This window comes from Paraburkholderia sp. GAS206C, assembly GCF_050435645.1.
Lineage (GTDB): Bacteria > Pseudomonadota > Gammaproteobacteria > Burkholderiales > Burkholderiaceae > Paraburkholderia > Paraburkholderia phenazinium_B.
In genome coordinates this window covers 654,990-676,655 of the sequence record NZ_JBNDKR010000002.1, presented here as the reverse complement: position 1 = coordinate 676,655, position 21,666 = coordinate 654,990, and the positions used below count along the sequence as shown (strand labels likewise).

At 63.0% G+C, this 21,666-nt stretch carries 15 protein-coding genes; 7 read left to right on the top strand and 8 right to left on the bottom strand.

What is annotated here, in order from left to right; genetic code table 11:
* Nucleotides 1–36: 36 nt before the first annotated feature.
* From P3T20_RS07395 to P3T20_RS07370, 6 genes are all read right to left on the bottom strand, one after another.
* Complete coding sequence (locus tag P3T20_RS07395; RefSeq protein WP_074265824.1) at nt 37–369, bottom strand: helix-turn-helix domain-containing protein; 333 nt, start codon at nt 367–369, stop codon at nt 37–39.
* Nucleotides 366–710, bottom strand: a complete 345-nt coding sequence (locus tag P3T20_RS07390) for a type II toxin-antitoxin system RelE/ParE family toxin (protein WP_429286562.1) — start codon at nt 708–710, stop codon at nt 366–368. The genes P3T20_RS07395 and P3T20_RS07390 overlap by 4 nt, the downstream gene beginning before the upstream one ends.
* 235 nt (nt 711–945) lie before the next feature.
* Nucleotides 946–2,019, bottom strand: coding sequence for a 3-deoxy-7-phosphoheptulonate synthase AroG (aroG, locus tag P3T20_RS07385; protein ID WP_074265822.1), 1,074 nt, complete (start codon nt 2,017–2,019; stop codon nt 946–948).
* Nucleotides 2,020–2,338: 319 nt separating this feature from the next.
* Entirely contained in the window at nt 2,339–3,805 is a 1,467-nt protein-coding gene (gene tldD, locus P3T20_RS07380) for a metalloprotease TldD (RefSeq protein WP_429286561.1), read from the bottom strand.
* Nucleotides 3,806–3,902: 97 nt separating this feature from the next.
* Complete coding sequence (locus P3T20_RS07375; RefSeq protein ID WP_429286560.1) at nt 3,903–4,745, bottom strand: carbon-nitrogen hydrolase family protein; 843 nt, start codon at nt 4,743–4,745, stop codon at nt 3,903–3,905.
* A gap of 128 nt (nt 4,746–4,873) precedes the next feature.
* The gene (locus P3T20_RS07370; protein WP_429286559.1) at nt 4,874–9,067 is read right to left on the bottom strand and encodes a YhdP family protein; all 4,194 of its coding nucleotides are present in this window, start codon (nt 9,065–9,067) and stop codon (nt 4,874–4,876) included.
* Between the two features lie 175 nt (nt 9,068–9,242).
* Here P3T20_RS07370 and glnE point away from each other — a divergent pair, with 175 nt between their 5' ends.
* Entirely contained in the window at nt 9,243–12,035 is a 2,793-nt protein-coding gene (gene glnE / locus P3T20_RS07365) for a bifunctional [glutamate--ammonia ligase]-adenylyl-L-tyrosine phosphorylase/[glutamate--ammonia-ligase] adenylyltransferase (RefSeq protein WP_429286558.1), read from the top strand.
* 33 nt (nt 12,036–12,068) lie between these two features.
* On the opposite strand, the gene recN is transcribed toward glnE, so the two are convergent.
* Nucleotides 12,069–13,766, bottom strand: a complete 1,698-nt coding sequence (gene recN / locus P3T20_RS07360; RefSeq protein WP_074265817.1) for a DNA repair protein RecN — start codon at nt 13,764–13,766, stop codon at nt 12,069–12,071.
* A 101-nt stretch (nt 13,767–13,867) separates the two neighbouring features.
* Complete coding sequence (locus P3T20_RS07355) at nt 13,868–14,770, bottom strand: NAD kinase (protein WP_074265816.1); 903 nt, start codon at nt 14,768–14,770, stop codon at nt 13,868–13,870.
* A 308-nt stretch (nt 14,771–15,078) separates the two neighbouring features.
* Between P3T20_RS07355 and hrcA the strand changes: the two genes are divergently transcribed.
* The 6 genes from hrcA (at nt 15,079) to dnaK (ending at nt 21,579) form a co-directional block, all read left to right on the top strand.
* Nucleotides 15,079–16,098 (top strand): heat-inducible transcriptional repressor HrcA, encoded by a 1,020-nt coding sequence (gene hrcA / locus P3T20_RS07350; protein WP_074265815.1) that lies wholly within the window; start codon nt 15,079–15,081, stop codon nt 16,096–16,098.
* 212 nt (nt 16,099–16,310) lie between these two features.
* Nucleotides 16,311–17,381 carry a ferrochelatase gene (gene hemH, locus P3T20_RS07345; protein ID WP_429286557.1) on the top strand — a complete coding sequence of 357 codons (1,071 nt, stop codon included), beginning with the start codon at nt 16,311–16,313 and terminating at the stop codon, nt 17,379–17,381.
* Nucleotides 17,382–17,462: 81 nt separating this feature from the next.
* Complete coding sequence (locus P3T20_RS07340; RefSeq protein WP_429286556.1) at nt 17,463–17,870, top strand: RNA-binding S4 domain-containing protein; 408 nt, start codon at nt 17,463–17,465, stop codon at nt 17,868–17,870.
* 472 nt (nt 17,871–18,342) lie between these two features.
* Nucleotides 18,343–18,921 carry a nucleotide exchange factor GrpE gene (gene grpE / locus P3T20_RS07335; protein ID WP_074266210.1) on the top strand — a complete coding sequence of 193 codons (579 nt, stop codon included), beginning with the start codon at nt 18,343–18,345 and terminating at the stop codon, nt 18,919–18,921.
* 56 nt (nt 18,922–18,977) lie between these two features.
* Nucleotides 18,978–19,403: a thioredoxin family protein gene (locus tag P3T20_RS07330; RefSeq protein WP_429286555.1), complete on the top strand. Its 426-nt coding sequence runs from the start codon at nt 18,978–18,980 to the stop codon at nt 19,401–19,403.
* 214 nt (nt 19,404–19,617) lie between these two features.
* On the top strand, nt 19,618–21,579 hold the full coding sequence (gene dnaK / locus P3T20_RS07325) for a molecular chaperone DnaK (RefSeq protein WP_074265811.1): 1,962 nt from the start codon (nt 19,618–19,620) through the stop codon (nt 21,577–21,579).
* Nucleotides 21,580–21,666 lie beyond the last annotated feature (87 nt).

Sequence of the window (21,666 nt, the reverse complement as noted above, 5' to 3'; positions counted from 1 at the left end):
ACGCGAGGTGCGCGACGACGGCAGGTGCGAAGCGCCTTAGCCGATCTCCAGCGTGACCGGCTTGCCGATCCGGCTCATCATTTCGACCAGCGTATCGATGGTGAACTTGGTGGTCTTTTTGTTGACCACGTCCGACACGCGCGGGCGCGACACCTTCAGGATCTCGGCGGCATCGGCCTGCTTCAGATGGTGTTCGTCGATCCATGTAGACAGTTCGGTCATCAACTGTTCCTTGAGGAGCCGCGTGTCGTTGATTTCCTTTTGCGATACGGCGTGCAGCTGTGCGGCTTCCTCAGCGGGGAAACCCAGCTCGAGGAACAGGTTTGCACCCGGTTTCGTCACATGACGGATTTTGGTGTCGATGGTCATTGATATGTCCTTGTCTCGTTGATCACTGCGCGATAGCGCGCCTCAGCAATATCCCGGTCGTGCCGGCTCGTGACCTCGCTCTGTTTCTGGAAGCAGTGCAGCACGTAAATGGCTTCCACGAACTTCGTCACGTACATCACGCGGTAAATACCGTTCGCTTCACTGATACGGATTTCACGCGTACCGGAGCCGACGATAGCAAACGGTTTCCAGTCGTCAGGGTCGAGGCCGGCCTGAACTTTACTGGGTTGGAAACCGGCCTTCCGGCGTGCCTCGTCCGGAAAGGCCAATAAATCGTCAAAGCTGGAACCCATCCAGCAAATTTCTTTGTCCCACTGCATGCACGTCCTTGATGTATAAAATTGTATACCAATCCCCCAGAAGCAGCAAGATGCATCTGCTTCCACCATGGGTAGTGACAGTACAAGGACGTGACATAAACGAACATTCAGCCGGATGGCCAGTGCAAAGGCAAACGGCCCAACCGACGTAGGCCGGTTGGGCCGTTTTGGCAGGCAGACGATCGCGCTTGCGAGCTTGCTAATGCGCGCAGGCGAGCACGCGGTCGATCTCCGCTTAATTCCCGCTGCCGCGAGCGACGCGGCGCTGCTTGACCGCTTCGGCCAGGCCTTCCAGCACGCCGAGACTTTCGTCCCAACCGATGCAGGCGTCGGTCACGCTCTGGCCGTAGGTTAGCTCGCAGCCTTCTTTCAGGTCCTGGCGGCCGGCCACCAGATGCGATTCCACCATCACGCCGATGATGCGCTCGTCGCCACCGGCGATCTGGCGGCCAATATCTGCGCACACCGGAATCTGGTTCTCGTGCTTTTTCGAGCTATTGGCGTGGCTCGCATCGATCATCAGACGCGCCGCGAGGCCTGCCTTGCCGATATCGGCGCAGGCGCCGTTCACGCTGTCCGCGTCGTAATTCGGCGTCTTGCCGCCGCGCAGAATGATGTGGCAGTCCTCATTGCCGGCCGTCGAGACGATCGCGGAGTGACCGCCCTTCGTCACCGAAAGGAAATGGTGTGGCTGCGATGCGGCCTTGATGGCATCGACGGCAATCTTCACGTTGCCGTCGGTGCCGTTCTTGAAGCCCACCGGGCACGACAGGCCGGAGGCCAATTCGCGATGCACCTGCGACTCGGTCGTGCGCGCGCCGATTGCGCCCCACGAGATCAGATCGGCGATGTATTGCGGGCTGATCATGTCGAGGTATTCGGTGCCGGCCGGCAGGCCGAGTTCGTTGATGCGCAGCAGCAGTTCGCGCGCGGTGCGCAGACCGTCGTTGATCTTGAAGCTGTTGTCCATATGCGGGTCGTTGATGAGACCCTTCCAGCCCACCGTTGTGCGCGGCTTTTCGAAGTACACGCGCATCACGATCTCGAGCTCGCCCGCGAAGCGCTTGCGCTGTTCGACCAGACGTCCCGCGTATTCGAGCGCCGCCTTGGTGTCGTGGATCGAGCACGGTCCGATGATGACGATCAGGCGGTCTTCCATGCCGTGCAGGATGCGGTGCATCGACTGGCGCGAATGGTAGATCAGCTCGGACACCGACTCTTCGCAGGCGAATTCGCGGATCAGATGGGCGGGCGGTGTGAGTTCTTTCAATTCTCGAATTCGGACATCGTCAGTGTTGTGCGGGGGCATGGTGGTTCTCCAGGATTCAATTCGTAGCGTGCGTGTTGTGTTCGCTTGGGGCGAAAAAAAACCGCCAGACTCGCTGGCGGTTTTTCGGGAATTTCGGGTGCCTTACGTGCACTAACACCCCTCTCGATCCGCCAGCGGTCTGAGATGCCAGAAAAAGTAAAAATAAAACTTGGCGGACATGGCGAAGTAAGGTCGTGCGTCAAAAAGGGTGGTTGACTTTATAACCCGGGTAGTCTCGATTGACAACCGGTGGGCGCTAAAAATGCGGATTATCCGCATACTTCGTGAAAAATTTGCACGAAGTATGCGTTTTTGGCGATCAGGCCGTGCCGCCCACCGTCATCCTCTCGATGCGCAGGGTCGGTTGGCCAACGCCCACCGGCACGCTTTGACCTTCCTTGCCACATACGCCGACACCGGAATCCAGCGCCATATCGTTGCCGATCATGCTGACGAACTTGAGCGATTCCGGGCCGCTGCCGATCAGCGTCGCGCCCTTCACCGGATACGTCACCTTGCCGTCTTCGATCATGTAGGCCTCGGACGCCGAGAATACGAACTTGCCGTTGGTGATGTCGACCTGACCGCCGCCGAAATTCACCGCGTACAGGCCGTTTTTCACCGAGGCGATGATTTCCTGCGGATCCTTGTCGCCGTTCAGCATGTAGGTGTTGGTCATGCGCGGCATCGGCAGGGCGGCGTACGACTCGCGGCGCGCGTTGCCCGTCACCGGCATCTTCATGAGGCGGGCGTTCAGCGTGTCCTGGATATAACCCTTCAGGATGCCGTCCTCGATCAGCGTGGTGCACTGGGTCGGATTGCCTTCGTCGTCGATATTGAGCGAGCCGCGGCGGTTCGGCAGCGTGCCGTCGTCGACCACCGTGACGCCCTTGGCCGCGACCCGTTCGCCGATGCGTCCCGCGAACGCCGACGATCCCTTGCGGTTGAAGTCGCCTTCCAGACCGTGGCCGATCGCTTCGTGCAGCAGCACGCCGGGCCAGCCCGGTCCCAGCACGACGGTCATTGCGCCGGCCGGGGCCGGGCGGGCGTCGAGGTTGACCAGCGCAGCATGCACGGCGTCATCGACGTACTTCGACAACACGGCGTCCGTGAAATAGCCGTAATCAAAGCGGCCACCGCCGCCGCCGCTGCCGATCTCGCGGCGGCCGTTCTGCTCAGCGATCACCGTGACGGAGACACGCACCAGCGGCCGGATGTCCGCGGCGAGCGCGCCGTCGCTGCGCGCCACCAGCACCACGTCGTATTCGCCGGCCAGACCCGCCATCACCTGGGTGATACGCGGATCGCGGCTGCGCGCCATCTGTTCGACGCGCTCGAGCAGTTTGACCTTGGCGGTCGCGTCGAGCGAATGCAGCGGATCGGACGGCAGATACAGGTCGCGTCCGGCAATGCCGGTCAGCGAAGGGGCAACCTTGATCTTCTGCTTGCCGCCGCCGGCCTTGGCGATCGAGCGAGTGGCGAGCGCGGCCTGGCGAATGGCCTCGGGCGACAGATCGTCCGAGTAGGCAAACGCGGTCCGGTCGCCCGAGACGGCGCGTACGCCCACCCCTTGATCGATGCTGAAGCTGCCAGATTTCACGATACCTTCTTCAAGGCTCCAGGCTTCGCTGCGGGTGGCCTGGAAATACAGGTCCGCGTAGTCGATGCGGTGCGTGAAGATTTCGGCGAGCGTGCGTGACAGCAGAGCTTCGTCGAGGCCGTAGGGCGTGAGGAGCACGTCCTTGGCAGTGGCGAGATTACGGATACCGGGTTCGATGATGTTCATGCGAAGTGTCTTCTGCTCGATACAAAGGGGTTCGGTTGGCGCACGCGCATCACATACATGGGTGGGCGGCGTCGGACTTTCAATGTCTGGTGCAGTTTTAACTCGTCAGTACGCGGTGACGCCAGGCCGGCAGGCTCTGCCGGACTTCGTCGATGCGTGCCCGTTCGAGATTGCCGGCCACCACGCCGGCACCTTCCTCGCGTACCGCGACGATCTCGCCCCACGGGTCGATCAGCATGCTGTGTCCCCATGTGCGGCGGCCGTTCTCGTGCTTGCCGCCTTGCGCCGCAGCGAGCACGTAACACTGGTTCTCGACGGCGCGGGCGCGCAGCAGCATTTCCCAGTGCGCGCGGCCGGTCGTGTAGGTGAAAGCGGAAGGCACCACGATCAACGCGCAATCGCCCAGCCGGCGGTACAGCTCCGGGAAACGCAAATCGTAGCAGACCGACAGGCCGACTCTTCCGAACGGCGCCTCGAAGGTGCGGACCTCGGAGCCCGGGCGGATGGTGCGCGCTTCGTCGAACGATTCTTCACCTTTTTCGAAGTTGAACAGGTGAATCTTGTCGTAGCGCGCGGCTTCCTCGCCCTTTGGGTTGAATACCAGCGTGGTATTCAGGACGCGGTTCGCTTCGGGCGCCGTGATCGGCAATGTGCCGCCTATTACCCAGACGCCGTGGCGGCGCGCCGCGTCGGAAAGAAAGCGCTGGATCGGGCCGTCGCCATAGGGTTCGCGTACGCTGAGCTTGTCGGTGTCCTTAAAACCCATGAAACAGAAGTATTCGGGCAGCAGGACGAGCTGCGTGCCGTCGGCAGCGGCCTCGGCAATGAGGCGTTCGGCTTCGGCGAGATTGCGGTCGCGATCCGGCGTGCTCACCATCTGCAATGCGGCGACGCGGAAGGACGGGCTAAGGGAGGGGGGATTGGCGTGTTGTTCGCTCATGAGCGTTTCGAAGACTCCCGGCTGGGCAACGCCGACCGCAGGCGCTGCATACGTCGATCAAGGCTGTACCGCCGCCGCTTCGCCACCGCGGGACCACTGAACCCGGCGATATGGGCTCGCTGCGGGGCTCACTGCGCTTCCACGGTCGAAGCCGGCAGGTCCATCTTACCGCGATCGCCGCGCACCCGCTCGACGTGGGGTTTTGACCATGAACCGGTGATGGCGTAGTCCATTGCGAACGCCTTGGAAATCGACTTCGACAGCGCGAAGTCCGCCACCAGCGCAGCGAGGCCGAACAGCGGATTGATCACCGTGGCCGCCACCACGCCAGCGCCCGCGCTGACGGTCGGCACGATGTGCACGTGCAGGTCCTGGGTCTCTTGCGCGAGATCCACCGAGCCCGCCATCTCGGCGCGGGCCGGGGCGGTCACCATCCTGAAGTTGTCGGTGCGGCCGATGCCGTCGCTGATCTGTCCGGTTCCGGTCACGCTTTCAAACGGCAGACCTTCGCCGATCACGTCCTTGAAATTGAGCGTCGCAAAGCGCGCAAGGCTTTGCAGGCTCAGCACGCCCAGCAGCTTGGCGACGCCCGGATCGACCTTGAGAATCTGGCCATGGCGCATGTCGACGGCCAGGTTGCCGTTCAGCGTCGGATAGTCGATGCGGGTCGGGCCGCCGCGCCAGACGACCTTGCCCGACAGCGTGCCGCTACCGCCCTTGAGCGTGCGCGGCTGGCCGAACTGCTGGAGCAGCGCGCCGGCATCCTTGATATCGAGCTTGAAGTCGAACACGGTGCGCTTTGGCGTGTCTTCGTCGGCATTGGCGCCGAGCTGCGTCGAGGTGCGCCAGTTGGCGGTGGCGGTCAGCGTGGCAGCCGGGTTGGTGATGTCGAGCTTGTCCAGCTGCCAGACCGGCACGCCGTCTTCCTGGAAGTTATGCGCGTCGACTTCGAGACTGCCGATGTTGTGGTCGCGCACGATCAGTTCGTTCACCACCAGATCGATCGTCGGCATATTCTGCGCCGGGGCCGAGATCGCCTGGCCGAGCAGATCGTTTTCGGTGGCAGACGGAATCACCAGGCGGGCGAGACGGGCCTGCAGTGTCCCCGGCGAACCTTTGACGGGGCCGGGCAGCCAGGCCACGTGTCCGGAAACCTGATTCGAGGCGATGTTGGCCTGCCAGTTGCCGTTGTCCCGCGATGCGCCGACGATCACGCTTTCCCAGTGGCGCTTGAGCAGCGTCAATGTGCCGATATGCACGGCAAAGCGGTTCGGCAGGAACTGCGTAAGCGTCGGGTTGGGGGCGCTCGCCGGAGTGCCGGGCGGCGGGGGCGTTTCCTTGCTGCGCATCTGGGTCACCAGGGCGCGCCATTGATCCGCGTCGAACGCGTCGATGTCGACCGCGGCGATCACGCCTTCGCTCGGCAGTTCAGCCGGCTTGTTGACGCCGACTGCGCCGACCACCACCTCCGGCGGCTGGCCCGGCGTGTGGCGCAGCAGGTAGGTGGCGGCTATCGGGCCGAACTTGAGGTCGGCGCGTTGCAGGCCGGCGTCGCTTTCCGGGGCGGCGGGCTTGAAGGTGAAATGCAGCGGCATCGGTTGGCCGAGCGGCTTGTTGAACGGCGCGGGGAAATCGAGCGCGAGGCTGGTCAGGTCGGAGTTGGCCGTGACATTAGGCAGGCGCCCCTTGGCTCCCGTTACGTTCAGCTCGTAGGGCGCGCTGCCGTTCATGCGCGTGAGTACCTGGGCGGCTGGTCCGTGCAGATTCAGGCCGCGTGCTGCGTCGACGGCAATGTGGCCGTTCAGATCAAGCGCGTAAGTGCCGTTGTTCTGCACACCGCCGTTGGCGTGCACGTCACCGCCCATGAACTGGCCGCTCAAGTGATCGAGCTGGGCGGTGTGTTCGGTGAAGTGAACCTTGCCGGTCAGTTGCGACAGCGGCGGCACGTTGTCGGTGCTGAGACGGTTGTTCTGGAAGCCGATTGCACCCTCGACGGCGATGTGCGGTTTCGGCGTACGCGGCACTGTCAGCTTCAGTGCTAGCGACGCGGGCCCTTCGGCCTGTACCTTTTCGCCGACATGCTTCGAGAGACTGCCGAGCGAACTCGCATTGACGTAGTCGAGCATGTCGGCGAGCGGCCCGTGTCCATCGCCGTTGATGACCAGGCTCGATGCCTTGGTGCCCAGATCGTCGATCTTGCCGCTGACCTTGCCGAGCGCGACGCGCTTGTAGTGCGCGCGATCGACGTCGAAGCGCAGCACGTTCTCTTTCAGCGAGAAGGTGCCGTCGATACCATCCAGCGGCGGCCACACATTCGGCGTCACGCCGTCTTTCATCATGCGCGGCGGGAACGGTGACGGGTCGAACTTGCCGCCCTTGAACGGCGCCACGATCTGGAACACGCCGGCAGTTGGGTCGCGCGAGTAGGGGAATTTGGTGAGATCGCCGTGTATCTCGATCACCCCGCCGCGCGAGATGCCGGCTTGCAGCCCGTGACCCAGGTAGGTGCGCAGCTTCTCGGGGATGCTGGTGGGCAGGTAGCGGACGATCCGCGTGACCTGGGCGTGCTCGAACTTCGCCGTCAGGTCGAGCGAGCCGCGACCGTGGCCGGGATTGCTGTAGTTCGCGGTCGCCGAAGCGACCGCATCCGCATTGGCGACGCTCAGTTCCGGGACGGTAATGGCAAACGCCTTGTGGGCTTCACCTGGCGCCGCCGGCTTGACCGTCCAGCTGCCGCGACCCTTCAGGCGGTCGAATCTGAGGCGCGGGTTATCGAAAACACCAGGCAGCGTAAGGGCCACGTTGTTGGTGTCGATGCTCATGGCGCCATGATTTTCGTCGGCGTCGACGCTACCCCACAGATTCTCCACGCCAGGCAAGCCGGCCCGCGGGTGACCCAACGGGGTGAGCCCTGGCGGCGGCTCCTGGGCCGCGACGCTGATGCCCTGCAGGTCCGCCTTGAAGCGGTAGCGCACGATCGGCTCGGCGCCCCCTGCATTACGTTCGCTGGCCGCCTCGCCGGATTCGGGCCTGGCCCGTTCGACCTCGATCAGGTAGTTCGCCACCAGGCCGCGAGGATCGAAGCGCACCAGTTCATTCAGCAGATGTCCCGAGAGCGGGAGCGCACGACTGAATTCGGCGAGTATGCCGAGATCGACACGGTCGCCGGTCACGCTGAACAACTGGCCGTGCTGTACCGATGCGCGGCGGTAGTGGCCGCTTAAAGTGGTGAGGGCCAGCGTGCGGGTGAGCGGCGTGCCGTCCTCGAGCGGCGGCTGGCCGAGTTCCGCGTGCAAGTGGTTCAGTTGCAGCGTGTAGTCGTCCGGCCCCGTCTCGACTTTCCAGGAAAAGCTCGCGACCGGCACGTCCAGGCGCGGCTGGGTCGGCCGCACGCGCAACGAGATATCGGAGCCGCTCAGCTCGCCGCTCGCCGAGGTCGTCCGGCCTTGGGCGAAGTCGATCCAGATAGCGTTGTCGATCCGGCCCGCGAACGTCTCGATCGGGAAATCCATGTAGTGAGCTAGCGCGGGCAGATCGACCGGGCCGGTCGACACGTAAGCCTGGCCGGTCCAGTTGATCGGCTTGCCGATAGCCGACAAAGGCGCATGTTTGAAGTACACGCGGAAATCGAGCGGGCCATGCAGGACCCGGCCGTCCGGCGGCGCCTGTAGCGCGAGGTGGTGGTTATAGCCGTCGTTGAGAATGGCCAGACGAATGTTCTGCAGCGCAAGTTCAGGCGCATCGTGGCGTGCGTCGTGCCACCTTAGCGTGCCGCCGCGCAGCACAATGGCCTGCTGGCGGAGTAGCCACGAGCTGAAGGTGTCATTGCCGGTATGGGTGCTCGGCGCCACAACGCCGGCGACCGAGAGCGAGCCGTCGCTGCCGCGCTCGATCAGCACATCAGGCTGATTGACGATCAGGCTCGAGAGGATCGGCTTGAATTGCCACAGCGAACTCCACGAGACCGTGGCGGTCGCATGCGGGATGTTCAGCCCGACCTTGCCCTCGCGGTCCCGGATCATCAGGTTGGTGACGTCGATGCCGGGCTGGAAACCGGTCCAGTGCGGCGCCAGTTTGCCAATAGTGAGTTGCGCGTGGATCTTCTCGGAGACGAGGGTTTCGATGCGCGGCCGGAAAGAATCGACATACGGCAGCAAGCCGTAACGCAGACCCATGAACAGAGCCGCTGCAATGAAATAAACGACGAGCGCGATCCCCAGCAGCACTCTCAGGGTGTGGCGCAGCACCACGTGGTGGTCGCCGCTCACTGACCTGACTTGTCCGGCTTCCTGTTGCGCGGCGGATTCGTTTCGCTCGGACATGCTGCGGCGGGGATGGGCGTATGGTAGTTTTGCGATCTGACGACGAAATGTAACACACGGGCCAGTCGCGACGAATATCCTTCAAAGCCTGTGCCCATGCCGTCTCGCGACCTGTGCGACGCGGCGCCTGGCTCCGTGATGAGATGGATACAGCAACGAACGATCCACACCTTTGATGACCCAAGCCACACTCCTGAGTTCCAGCTATTCACATTACGCAGCGCGCGCGCTGGCGGCTCGTCCCGAACTGGCCGAACGCATTGCGACCTTGGCTGCAGAACCCGTCACGCGCGAACGGATCGAAGCCCGCTTCGACGATCTGTGCGCGGCGTTGGCGAGTTCCGCCGATGGTTCGTTGACCGAAGAGGGTCTCAAATGCGCGCTTCGTCAGTTACGCACCGAGGTGTTTTGCGCGGTGATGGAGCGAGATCTGGCTGGGCGCGCCGATGTTGCGGAAGTCACCGGAGCCATGACCGATCTGGCCGAAACGACCATCCAGCGGGCGATGGCGGTGCTCTCCGCCGATCTCGAAATGCTCTACGGCGAGCCGCGCGGCCCCGAGGGCGAGCGTCTTGCGCTCGGCGTGGTCGGAATGGGCAAGCTGGGTGGACGCGAGCTGAACGTATCGTCTGACATCGACCTGATCTTCATTTACGAAGAAGACGGCGAGACCGCTGGCGGTCAGCGTCCGGCGATTGCCACACAGGACTTTTTCACGCGTCTCGGCAAACGCCTGATCGCCGCGCTAGCCGAAGTGACTGCCGACGGTTATGTATTTCGCGTCGATATGCGGCTGCGGCCGAACGGCGATTCGGGGCCGCTGGTGTGTAGTCTTGGCATGCTCGAAGAGTATTTTTACGTGCAGGGCCGCGAGTGGGAGCGCTACGCCTGGATCAAGGGGCGGCTCGTGTCCGAAGGCAGTAGTGACGCTGCACGCCGCATGCAGAAGCAGCTCGATGCGATCTGCACGCCGTTTATCTATCGCCGCTATCTGGACTTCGGCGTGATCAGCGCGATCCGCGCGCTGCATCTGCAGATTCGCCAGGAGGCACAGCGCCGTGCCTCGATGCGGCCGGACAAGGCCGACGACATCAAGCTTGGCCGTGGCGGCATCCGCGAGATTGAATTTAGCGCCCAGGTGTTCCAGTTGATTCGCGGCGGCCAGGACGCGGGCCTGCGCGTGCGGCCGACGCTCACCGTGCTGCGCCACGCCGCAACGCATGGTCTGATCGCGCCGGTCGTGTGTGTGGGGCTCTCGCAGGCATATCGGTTCCTGCGCGAACTCGAGCATCGGCTGCAGTATCGCAATGACGCGCAAACGCATGCGATGCCGGTGGATCCGGAAGAGCGCGCGGCGCTGGCCCATGCGATGGGTTTCGACGATTACGCGGCGCTGATGGTGAAGCTCGACGCGCATCGCGAGATGGTCGAGCAGCAGTTCGACCAGATTTTCGCCGACAAGGTGAACGGCCGCGACGGTTGCGGTGCGCCGGAAGACGGTGCCGCGGTGTGGGTCTGGAGTAGCGCGCTGGCCGACGATAGTGCGGAAGCTGCGCTGCAGGCGCGCATCGCCGAACTGGGAATTCCCGAGCCCGCCGAGTTGCTCGCGCGCCTGCGCGCCGTGTGGAATTCGTCGCGCTACGCGGGGCTTGCGGAGCGTAGCCGGCAGCGCTTCGATATTGTCGCGCAGCGAGCGCTCGAAGCCGCGCGCACGTTGGAGCCGCCCGCGCGGCGTGGCGACACGGTGGCGCGCTTCTTCGACCTGCTCGAGGCCGTGAGCCGGCGCGGCGCGTATCTGGCGCTGTTGACCGAATATCCGCAGGCGTTGCACCGCGTACTGTCGGTGCTGGGCGCCTCGCATTGGGCGGCCGGTTATCTGATCCGCCATCCGCAACTGCTCGACGAACTGCTCGATGACGAAGCGATTGCGAGCCCGTTCGACTGGGCCGAGTTCAAGCGCACGCTGCGCTTGCGCCTTGCCGCGGCGGACGGCGTCGAACAACAGATGGATTTGCTGCGCCATGCGCACCAGGCTGAAGTGTTCCGCATCCTGCTGATCGATCTGGCCGGCAAGCTGAGCGTGGAACACGTGAGCGACCGGCTCTCCGAACTGGCCGATGCCGTGCTCGACGTGACGCTCGAGGCAGTCTGGAAGCAACTGGCCAAACGTCATCGCGAGGTGCCGCGTTTTGCCATCATCGCGTACGGGAAACTGGGCGGTAAGGAACTGGGCTACGCGTCGGACCTCGACCTGATCTTTCTCTACGACGACCCCGACGATGCGGCCGCCGACGTCTATTCCACCTACACGCGGCGTCTGATCACGTGGCTGACCATGGCGACCGGTGCGGGCACGCTGTTCGACGTGGACCTGCGGCTGCGGCCGAACGGCGAATCGGGACTGCTCGTCACCGATCTGGACGCGTTCAGGCGCTATCAGCTACGCGAGGGCGATGCGGCTAATACGGCGTGGGTGTGGGAACACCAGGCGTTGTCGCGGGCACGCTACTGCGCGGGCGATGCCGAGATTGGCGCGAGGTTCGAAGCGATCCGCGAGCAGGTTCTGACCACGCCGCGCGAGGCCGGGCCGCTCGCCAAAGAGATTGTCGAGATGCGCGAACGTGTCGAGGCCGGCCATCCAAACCGTACCGAGCTGTTCGATCTGAAACACGATCGCGGCGGGATGGTGGATATCGAATTCACCGTTCAGTATTGGGTGCTGCTGCACGCTGCGCGTGACCCCGAGCTGATCCGCAATACCGGCAATATCGCGTTGCTGCGTGAGGTGTCGCGCTTTGGGATGATGAGCGAGGAAGAGGCCGAGACGGTTGGCGCGGCTTATCGCACGTATCGCAAGCTGCAGCACAGGTTGAGGCTCGACGGGATGGAGAAGGCGCGCGTCGAGCCGGAGACCGTCGAGGCGGAGCGTGCGGCTGTGCTGGCGTTGTGGAAGCGGGTGTTTGGGTGACGCGAGGGCGGGGGGCGCTGTCGTAACTGCCGTCTACGCCGCCAGCATTTCCTTCGCGTGCTTGCGGGTGGTGGCGGTGATCTCCAGCCCGCCGAGCATGCGTGCCACTTCCTCTATCCGGCTGGCCTTGTCGAGCGACGTGACGCTGCTGACCGTGCCGCCTTTCTTGTCCGATGCCTTGGCCACCTGGAAATGATGGTCGCCGCGCGCTGCCACTTGCGGCAAGTGCGTAACACATAGCACCTGGCGAGCACGTCCGAGTTGATGCAGCAGACGCCCGACTACTTCGGCGACGCCACCGCCAATACCGGTATCCACTTCGTCGAAGATCAGGGTGGGGGTCGGGCTGGCGGCGCTCGCAATCACAGCGAGCGCGAGGCTGATCCGCGCTAGCTCGCCGCCTGAAGCGACCTTGGCGAGCGGCCGGAGCGGCACGCCGGCGTGCCCGGCAACGCGGAATTCCACCTGTTCGAGGCCATGCGCTCCCCCTTCCGGCAGCGCGACGAGTGCGACCTCGAAACTGCCGCCTTTCATCGACAGTTCCTGCATGCCCGTGGTGACCGCCGAGCCGAGCGCCTTGGCGGCCTTGGCACGTGCTTTGGACAGCTGTTTGGCATCGGCCAGATAGGCTTCCTTTGCTTTGGCCTCGGCAGCGTGCAGGCTGTCCAGATCCGCGGCGGCGTCCAGTGCGGCCAGTTGCGCGCGACGCGCGGCGTGTTCCTCCGGCAGCGTCTGCGGCTGCAGACGGAATTTGCGCGCGGCCGAATGCAAGGCGTCGACGCGTCTTTCGATCTGGGCGAGCCGGTCGGGGTCCAGTTCGAGCCTTTGCGCGTAGTGGCTCAGCGAATAGGCAGCTTCCTGCAGCTGGATTTCAGCAGGCTCGAGCGCAGCGAGCGCATCGTTTAACGCCGGATCGATTTCCGCCAGGTCGCGCAGCTTCGAGACGATCGATGCCAGATGCGTGATCATCGCCTCGTCCGACTCGGAGAGGGCGTTGAGCGCTCCCTGCACGCCTTCGATCAGGTTGGCCGAATGCGACAGACGGTTGTGTTCTGCATTGACCTCTTCCCATTCACCCGGCTGCGGGGCGAGCTTGTCGAGTTCGGCCAGTTGCCACGCGAGCCGCTCTCGCTCGAGTTGCAGTTCGCGGTCGCGCGTTTTGGCTGTTTCGACCGCCTGTGCCCGGTCGCGCCAGGCGCGCCAGGCGCGGCTCACCGCGGCAGCCTTGTCGACCAGTCCTGCGTGCGTATCGAACAGCTCACGCTGCGCATCCGGGCGCATCAGTAACTGGTGGGCGTGCTGTCCGTGAATGTCGACCAGCATTTCGCCGACCTCGCGCAGTTGCGCGAGCGTCGCCGCAGTGCCGTTGATGAAGGCACGCGAGCGGCCGTTCGCATCCACCACACGCCGCAGCATGACGGTCTCGTCGTGCGAACCGGCGCCGTTTGCACCGTGCGTACTATTCGTGCCGCTCGCCGAGCCTAACGCCTGCTCGTCGAGCCACTGATCCACCTGAGCGTGCGTTTCGAATTCCGCGGTGATATCCGCGCGGGCCTCGCCGGTGCGCACGACGCTTGCATCGGCGCGGGCGCCAAGCGCGAGTGCCAGGGCGTCGATCAGGATCGATTTGCCGGCGCCTGTTTCGCCCGAGAAAACCGTGAAGCCGCTGTCGAATTCAAGGTCGAGCGCGGCGACGATGACGAAGTCGCGTATCGAGAGGTGGCGAAGCATGGAGGTCGTCTGGTAGCTTGGGTTACCGGCTGCGGCCAGGTGCTCAGGGTTAGCTCAGGATCGGCGCAGTGTTCGTTCAGGATTCAGGATTCGGGATCGGTTCAGGGCTTGATGTCGTCTTCGTGCGACGGGTATTCATTCCAGTGCAGCTTCTTGCGCAACGTCGCGTAATGGCTGTAGCCGACCGGGTGCAGGAGCGGCACGGTATGGCGTGAGCGGCGCACTTCGATCTTGTCGTTGTGTTCGAGCGCGGTAAACGACTGCATGTCGAAGTTGACGTTGACGTCGCGGCCGGAGACGATCTGGATGCTGACCTTTGAGTCGTCCGGCAGCACGATGGGGCGATTCGACAATGCGTGCGGCGCAATCGGCACCAGCACGATGCCTTGCAACTGTGGATGCAGGATTGGCCCGGCTGACGACAACGCGTAGGCGGTCGATCCAGTCGGCGTGGCGACGATCAGTCCGTCCGAGCGCTGGTTGTACATGAAGCGGCCATCCACGGCCACGTGCAGCTCCGCCATTCCCGAGAAACCGCTGCGGTTGACCACCACGTCGTTGAAGGCCAGCGCGTGGTAGATGGGGCTGCCGCCGCGCATGATGCGCGCTTCCAGCAACATGCGTTCCTCGCGCTCGAAATTGCCGCTCAGCATCTGCGGCACGAGTTCCTGCATGGCTGAAATCGGGATGTCGGTGATGAAGCCGACCCGCCCATGGTTGATGCCGATCAGCGGCGTGCGGTACGGCGCAAGCTGGCGGCCGATGCCGAGCATCGTGCCGTCGCCGCCCAGCACCACGGCCACGTCGGCGCGGGCGCCGATTTCCGCGGGGCGCAGGGCGGGGTAGTCGGTAATGCCGATCTCCGCAGCGGTGTCCGCTTCGAACACCACGTCGAAGCCGCGCCTGGCGATGCACGCGGCGAGCGCGGTCAGCGGCTCGCCAATGCCTGGCGTGTTGTTGCGCCCGACGAGCGCGACGGTCTTGAACTGACTGGTAACTTGCATGCCGGCATTACACCATAGGTGAGGGCTGAAAAGAACCGTCCGCGGCCACATGGGTGGCCGGCGCCACGCGGGCGCGCCTGTCGGGCTGCAGGCCCGTGCCGGCCGGCCTGCGCAGGATTATCGGCAGAATGATGAACTCCTCGTGACAGCGGGATGGTATGCGTTGCGTCGAACCCGCAGGTGCGGGTTCGCGCCAGGGGTTGTGCGGGCAAACCGGCACATGCAGCCCATGCCTCGCCAACGAAGGCGTGAACGCTGTTATTGTTAGCGCTCGCGGTCGTCGCGTCATTAAGCTAAACTTTTCCGTCATGCTAGATCCCCGCGCACAAACCCTCCTCAAAACGTTGATCGAGCGATATATCGCTGAAGGTCAACCGGTCGGCTCGCGCACGTTGTCCCGCTACTCCGGTCTGGAGCTGAGCCCGGCGACGATCCGCAACGTGATGTCCGATCTGGAAGAGGCGGGGCTTGTCATCAGCCCGCACACCTCGGCGGGCCGCATTCCAACGCCGCGCGGCTATCGTCTGTTTGTCGACACGATGCTCACAGTCGAGTCCGCGGCGGACGAGGAAGCGGTCACCCGTACCGTCAAGACCACGCTGCAGGCGGGCGAGCCGCAGAAGATCGTTGCAGCGGCGGCGAGCGTGCTGTCCAGCCTGTCGCAGTTTGCCGGCGTGGTGCTGACCCCGAGGCGCAGTCACGTCTTCAAGCAGATCGAGTTCATGCGCCTGTCCGACAAGCGCATCCTGCTCATCATCGTCACGCCCGAAGGCGACGTACAGAACCGCATCATGGCGACGCAACGCGATTTTTCGCCGTCGCAACTGGTGGAAGCGTCCAATTACATCAATGCGCACTTTGCCGGCCTTTCCTTCGACGAAGTGCGCCGGCGCCTGCGCGAAGAGATCGACGAGCTGCGCGGCGACATGACCACGCTGATGCACGCCGCCGTCAAGGCCAGCACAGATGAAGCTGACGCCGGCGAGACCGTGCTGATCTCCGGCGAGCGCAATCTGCTCGAAGTGGCCGACCTGTCTTCGGACATGGCGCGGCTGCGCAAGCTGTTTGATGTATTCGACCAAAAGACCAGCCTCCTTCAGTTGCTCGACGTATCGAGTCACGCCCAGGGCGTGCAAATCTTCATTGGCGGCGAGTCGAATCTCGTGCCGATCGAGGAAATGAGCGTCGTGACCGCGCCGTATGAAGTGAACGGCAAGATCGTCGGTACGCTCGGCGTGATCGGGCCGACGCGCATGGCCTACAACCGTGTGATTCCGATTGTCGACATCACCGCGCGCCTGCTCTCGCTGACGCTCAGCCAACAATAAGCGTCTGCGCCCCGGTACCGCGGCACGTTTCATTGCCTTGCCATTGCCCGCATCTCCGTCGGGCAGGAGCCCGAATTGCATGCTGCAAATGATGCGATGCGGCGCGCGGCTTGCCAATCGGCCGAATGGCCAGGTATCGGCTGCGGACCGCCCCGCTATAATGACTCTCACCTGAACCGATTTCCCGCTGTACGCGGCTAGCCCTGTTGCCTATGCGTTTCGATCTCGAGCGGCCATCGCAACCCGCCACATCTCATCGTGTTGCGGTTTTGCTGATCAATCTGGGCACGCCCGACGCACCGACGCCACGGGCCGTGCGGCGCTACCTCGCGCAGTTTCTGTCCGACCCACGTGTCGTGGAGATTCCCGCGGTCCTCTGGCAGGTGATCTTGCGGCTCCTGATCCTGCCGGTTCGCGGGCGCTCGTCGGCCAAGAAATATGCTGCGGTATGGACACCGGAAGGCTCGCCGTTACGCGTGTTCACGGAGAAGCAGGTGGAAGGTCTGCGGCATCTGCTGCAGTTGAACGGCTACACGGCGATCGTCGACTACGCCATGCGCTACGGCATGCCAGGCATCCCGGACATGCTGAATCAGCTCAAGCTGGCGGGTGCCGAGCGCGTCCTGCTGGTGCCGATGTATCCGCAATACTCGTCGTCGACTACGGCTACGGCATTCGACGCTGCATTCTCGGCGCTCAAACGCATGCGCAACCAGCTGGAAATCCGCACCATCCGCCAATATGCCGATCATCCGGCGTATATCGCGGCGCTGGCGGCGCAGGTACACCAGTACTGGCATGCCCATGGACGCCCGGATTTCGCGGCCGGCGACAAGCTGGTGCTGAGCTTCCATGGCGTTCCCAAACGTACGCTCGATCTCGGTGACCCGTATCACGACCAGTGCCAGCAAACGGGGGCACTGTTGATGCAGGCGCTCGGGCTGACAACGGTGGAGTGCCGCGTCACGTTCCAGTCGCGTTTCGGCAAGGCTGAGTGGTTGCAGCCCTATACCGCGCCGACGCTCAAGGAGCTGGGCGCGGCGGGGGTGCGCCGCGCGGATGTGTTTTGTCCGGGCTTTACTGCCGATTGCCTGGAAACTATTGAGGAAATCGGCATGGAAGTCCGCGACGAGTTCGTCCATGCGGGCGGCAAGGAGTTTCACCGCATTCCTTGCCTGAACGCCTCGCAGGCGTGGATTGCGGCGCTGGGGGAGATCGTCGCCCAGAACCTGCAGGGCTGGCCGGTGCAGGTGGCCTCCGCGCAAGGTACGGTGCCGGCGTGAGACTGGTTGACGGAATCGTTTTCAACGCGCTTGATGCGCAACTTGCGACGCCGCTTCGTACATAGGGCGCCAGACTAGCTGATGAACTACAGGATTTCGACCGAACCCGGCGCGCGCCTGCGCATCGACAAGTGGTTATGGGCAGCGCGTTTCTTCAAGACACGCTCGCTGGCAGCGGATGCCGTTGACAAAGCTCACGTAAGGATTGGCGGTGCTGCAGTCAAGCCGGCCAAGGAGGTGCGGGTCGGCGATCTCGTCGAAATCGAGATCGAACGCATCGTATGGCAGGTGGAAGTACTGGGTGTGTGCGACGTGCGCGGCCCGGCGAGTGTGGCGCAGACGCTTTATGCGGAAACCGAGGAAAGCAAGGTGAAGCGGCAGATGGAGCAGGAGCGGCGTAAAACGTATCGCGAGCCGGCCGCCGCTTTGCACGGGCGTCCGACCAAGCGCGACCGGCGCACTATCGACAAACTTTCAGGTGGGGATTGAACAGTTGTTCCATCGTCGCGTGCACGCCGCCATATTCGGTCGTGCTGTCGTTGACGGCCCCGGACATGCAGATGGTCGTGGTTCCCGCTACGAGCACCAAGGCGACCACGGATATTGCGAAGGTCAGTTTCACGGTACTCCCCCGAAATGATGCTGGACGAACGCGCGATGAGTTAAGTGAAGTGGTATATACCAGGTTAGGGTAAACGTGCCTTCCCGGGTGGACAGCTGAAGTTTAGGTCAGTCCACGAGGCCGCTCAATCTCTATCTGATTAATGGTTGTAACGAGGCATTTCTGCCGCACTGTTGCGGTGCGAAAAGTTCCTTTTGACCGCTTGAAATCGTGCTTTGAGACCCAAACTCAGTAGGCGATGAGCGGTGGTTTGTGTGGCGTTTCTGCAACGCTCAAGCGGGCCTTTCAGAGCACCACGCGGCCGCCCTTGGCTTTAACTTTTTTACGACTTTCAGCGACATGGAAAACACGCAAGAGAATCCGACGAGCCAGAATCCCACGCCCGCCGAAGAAGCCGCGCGCCAGGCTGCCGAGGCCAACGCAGCTCAGCCGGAAGTCAACCCGGCTGAAGCTGCTCCGGCCGGCGCCGAAGCCGCGTTGGCCGAAGCGCAGACCAAAATCGCCGAGTTGCAGGAGAGCTTTCTGCGTGCCAAGGCCGAGACCGAAAATGTGCGCCGGCGTGCGCAGGAAGATGTCACCAAGGCTCACAAGTTCGCGATCGAGAGCTTTGCAGAGCATCTGCTGCCTGTAGTCGACAGCCTCGAGGCCGCCGTCGCCCACTCGTCCGACGACCTGCAGAAGGTTCGTGAGGGTGTCGAGCTGACGCTGCGCCAGTTGAGCGGTGCGCTTGAGAAAGGCCGCGTCGTGGCGATCAATCCTCCGGCAGGCGAGAAGTTCGACCCGCATCGTCACCAGGCTATTTCGATGGTTCCGGCCGAGCAGGAGCCCAACACCATCGTCTCCGTGCTGCAAAAGGGTTACGTGATCGCCGACCGCGTGCTGCGCCCGGCGCTCGTTACCGTCGCCCAGCCGAAGTAAGTCGAAGTAGACCTCAGGCATCGCTCAGGCGCTCCCGGGCAGGCATCCCCGCTATCATGGCCAACCTTCCCGTCGATTCCACGGCTTTTGCCGTGTTCGAGATGCAGGAATTGAGCGCAGAGTCGTTCGACGCCGCGCTCGAAGCGGTTGGCGATGAGGTGGCGGTGGTGTTCTTCTGGGGACTCGACTGCTTCAACTGCGAAATAGCGAAGAAGGCGATGCTGGCGCAGCCCGACGCGATTCGCGCGCTCGGGCTTAGATGGTTTCACAGCAACGTCTACGAGCACCGTGAGTTGGGCCGCCGTTTCATGCTGCATGGCGTGCCGACGTGGTTCTTCTTTCATCGTGGCAAGCGGCTTGGCCGGGCGACTGGCTGGCACGGCCTCGGGCAGTTCGAGGCAGCGGTGGCAGCCGCGCGGGGGAAGGTTGCCGCAAAGGCCGTTTCAAAGGCGATGGATGGCGTGGCCGGTACTGGCGGTTAGCCGGGGTGGCAACAAGTCGGGCAATCCCCGGCAACGCCAATCCCGAAGCCGCAGGCGATTGAAAAAAATTAAAGACCGCATTGCATTCAAGGTCTTGAAAACGATGCAGACGCACTTATGTTGAGTGCAGGTTTGAATTGAAGGCGGGTTGCCTTGCCGCCAGATGGGCACAAGGCAACCTACCGCAGCGATCAAAGTCAGGAGATTAGTAAAAATGGGCAAAATCATCGGCATCGACCTCGGCACGACCAACTCGTGCGTGGCGATCATGGAAGGCAATTCGGTCAAGGTGATCGAAAACTCGGAAGGCGCGCGCACCACGCCGTCGATCATCGCTTACATGGAAGACGGCGAGATTCTCGTCGGCGCGCCTGCGAAGCGTCAGTCGGTCACGAACCCGAGGAACACGCTGTACGCGGTCAAGCGCCTGATCGGCCGCCGCTTCGAAGAAAAAGAAGTGCAGAAAGACATCGCGCTGATGCCGTACAAGATCGTCAAGGCCGACAACGGTGACGCCTGGGTCGAAGTGCGCGATCAGAAACTGGCTCCGCCGCAAATCTCGGCTGAAGTCCTGCGCAAGATGAAGAAGACCGCTGAAGACTACCTCGGCGAGCCGGTCACCGAAGCGGTGATCACGGTTCCCGCGTACTTCAACGACAGCCAGCGTCAGGCCACCAAAGATGCGGGCCGCATCGCCGGTCTGGAAGTCAAGCGCATCATCAACGAACCGACCGCAGCTGCGCTCGCGTTCGGCCTCGACAAGAACGAAAAGGGCGACCGCAAGATCGCCGTGTATGACTTGGGCGGCGGCACGTTCGACGTCTCGATCATCGAAATCGCCGACGTTGACGGCGAGAAGCAGTTCGAAGTGCTCTCGACGAACGGCGATACGTTCCTCGGCGGTGAAGACTTCGACCAGCGCATCATCGATTACATCATTGGCGAGTTCAAGAAGGAACAAGGCGTCGACCTGTCGAAGGACGTGCTCGCGCTGCAACGCCTGAAGGAATCAGCTGAAAAGGCCAAGATCGAACTGTCGTCGAGCCAGCAGACCGAAATCAACCTGCCGTACATCACGGCAGACGCGTCGGGTCCGAAGCACTTGAACCTGAAAATTACGCGTGCGAAGCTCGAAGCGCTGGTGGAAGAACTGATCGAACGCACCATCGAGCCGTGCCGTCTGGCTATCAAGGACGCTGGCGTGAAGGTTGGCGAAATCGACGACGTGATTCTCGTCGGCGGTATGACGCGTATGCCGAAGGTGCAGGACAAGGTTAAGGAATTCTTCGGCAAGGAACCGCGCCGTGACGTGAACCCGGACGAAGCCGTGGCCGTGGGCGCCGCGATTCAAGGTCAGGTTCTGTCGGGTGACCGTAAGGACGTTCTGCTGCTCGACGTGACCCCGCTGTCGCTCGGCATCGAAACGCTCGGCGGCGTGATGACGAAGATGATCAACAAGAACACCACGATCCCGACGAAGCACGCACAAGTGTATTCGACGGCCGACGACAACCAGGGTGCCGTCACGATCAAGGTGTTCCAGGGCGAACGCGAAATGGCAGCCGGCAACAAGTTGCTGGGCGAGTTCAACCTCGAAGGTATTCCGCCCGCACCGCGCGGCGTGCCGCAGATCGAAGTGAGCTTCGACATCGACGCGAACGGTATTCTGCACGTCGGCGCGAAAGACAAGGCGACCGGCAAGGAAAACCGCATCGTCATCAAGGCGAACTCGGGTCTGTCTGAAGCCGAGATCGAAAAGATGGTGAAGGACGCCGAAGCGAACGCTGAAGAAGATCACAAGCTGCGCGAACTGGCCGATGCCCGCAACCAGGGCGACGCACTGGTCCACAGCACGAAGAAGGCGCTCACCGAATACGGCGACAAGCTGGAAGCGGCTGAGAAGGAAAAGATCGAAGCAGCGCTGAAGGACCTCGAAGACACGCTGAAGAGCGGCTCGAGCGACAAGGCGGCGATCGAAGCCAAGATCGAAGTCGTGGCAACGGCCTCGCAAAAGCTCGGTGAGAAGATGTACGCCGACATGCAGGCTGAGCAAGGTGCAGCAAGCGCAGCGGCCGGTGCCGCGGGCGCAGCGCCTGGTGGTGCCTCGGCCGGTGGTGCAAGCCAGCCGGAAGACGACGTGGTCGACGCCGAGTTCAAGGAAGTCAAGAAGGACTAAAGCCAGGTCGCCATCTGACCGTAAAGCCGCACACAGCAATGTGTGCGGGTCGGCTGCAAAACGGTTTGTGTCCGTCTGTGAGGGCAT

Coding starts and splice junctions, on each gene's coding strand:
- aroG (WP_074265822.1), bottom strand. CDS start 2,019: ATGCCCCCGCACAACACTGACGATGTCCGAATTCGAGAATTGAAAGAA.
- hrcA (WP_074265815.1), top strand. CDS start 15,079: ATGCTAGATCCCCGCGCACAAACCCTCCTCAAAACGTTGATCGAGCGA.
- P3T20_RS07390 (WP_429286562.1), bottom strand. CDS start 710: ATGCAGTGGGACAAAGAAATTTGCTGGATGGGTTCCAGCTTTGACGAT.
- P3T20_RS07395 (WP_074265824.1), bottom strand. CDS start 369: ATGACCATCGACACCAAAATCCGTCATGTGACGAAACCGGGTGCAAAC.
- grpE (WP_074266210.1), top strand. CDS start 18,343: ATGGAAAACACGCAAGAGAATCCGACGAGCCAGAATCCCACGCCCGCC.
- P3T20_RS07355 (WP_074265816.1), bottom strand. CDS start 14,770: ATGCAAGTTACCAGTCAGTTCAAGACCGTCGCGCTCGTCGGGCGCAAC.
- P3T20_RS07330 (WP_429286555.1), top strand. CDS start 18,978: ATGGCCAACCTTCCCGTCGATTCCACGGCTTTTGCCGTGTTCGAGATG.
- glnE (WP_429286558.1), top strand. CDS start 9,243: ATGACCCAAGCCACACTCCTGAGTTCCAGCTATTCACATTACGCAGCG.
- hemH (WP_429286557.1), top strand. CDS start 16,311: ATGCGTTTCGATCTCGAGCGGCCATCGCAACCCGCCACATCTCATCGT.
- P3T20_RS07375 (WP_429286560.1), bottom strand. CDS start 4,745: ATGAGCGAACAACACGCCAATCCCCCCTCCCTTAGCCCGTCCTTCCGC.
- P3T20_RS07340 (WP_429286556.1), top strand. CDS start 17,463: ATGAACTACAGGATTTCGACCGAACCCGGCGCGCGCCTGCGCATCGAC.
- tldD (WP_429286561.1), bottom strand. CDS start 3,805: ATGAACATCATCGAACCCGGTATCCGTAATCTCGCCACTGCCAAGGAC.
- dnaK (WP_074265811.1), top strand. CDS start 19,618: ATGGGCAAAATCATCGGCATCGACCTCGGCACGACCAACTCGTGCGTG.
- P3T20_RS07370 (WP_429286559.1), bottom strand. CDS start 9,067: ATGTCCGAGCGAAACGAATCCGCCGCGCAACAGGAAGCCGGACAAGTC.
- recN (WP_074265817.1), bottom strand. CDS start 13,766: ATGCTTCGCCACCTCTCGATACGCGACTTCGTCATCGTCGCCGCGCTC.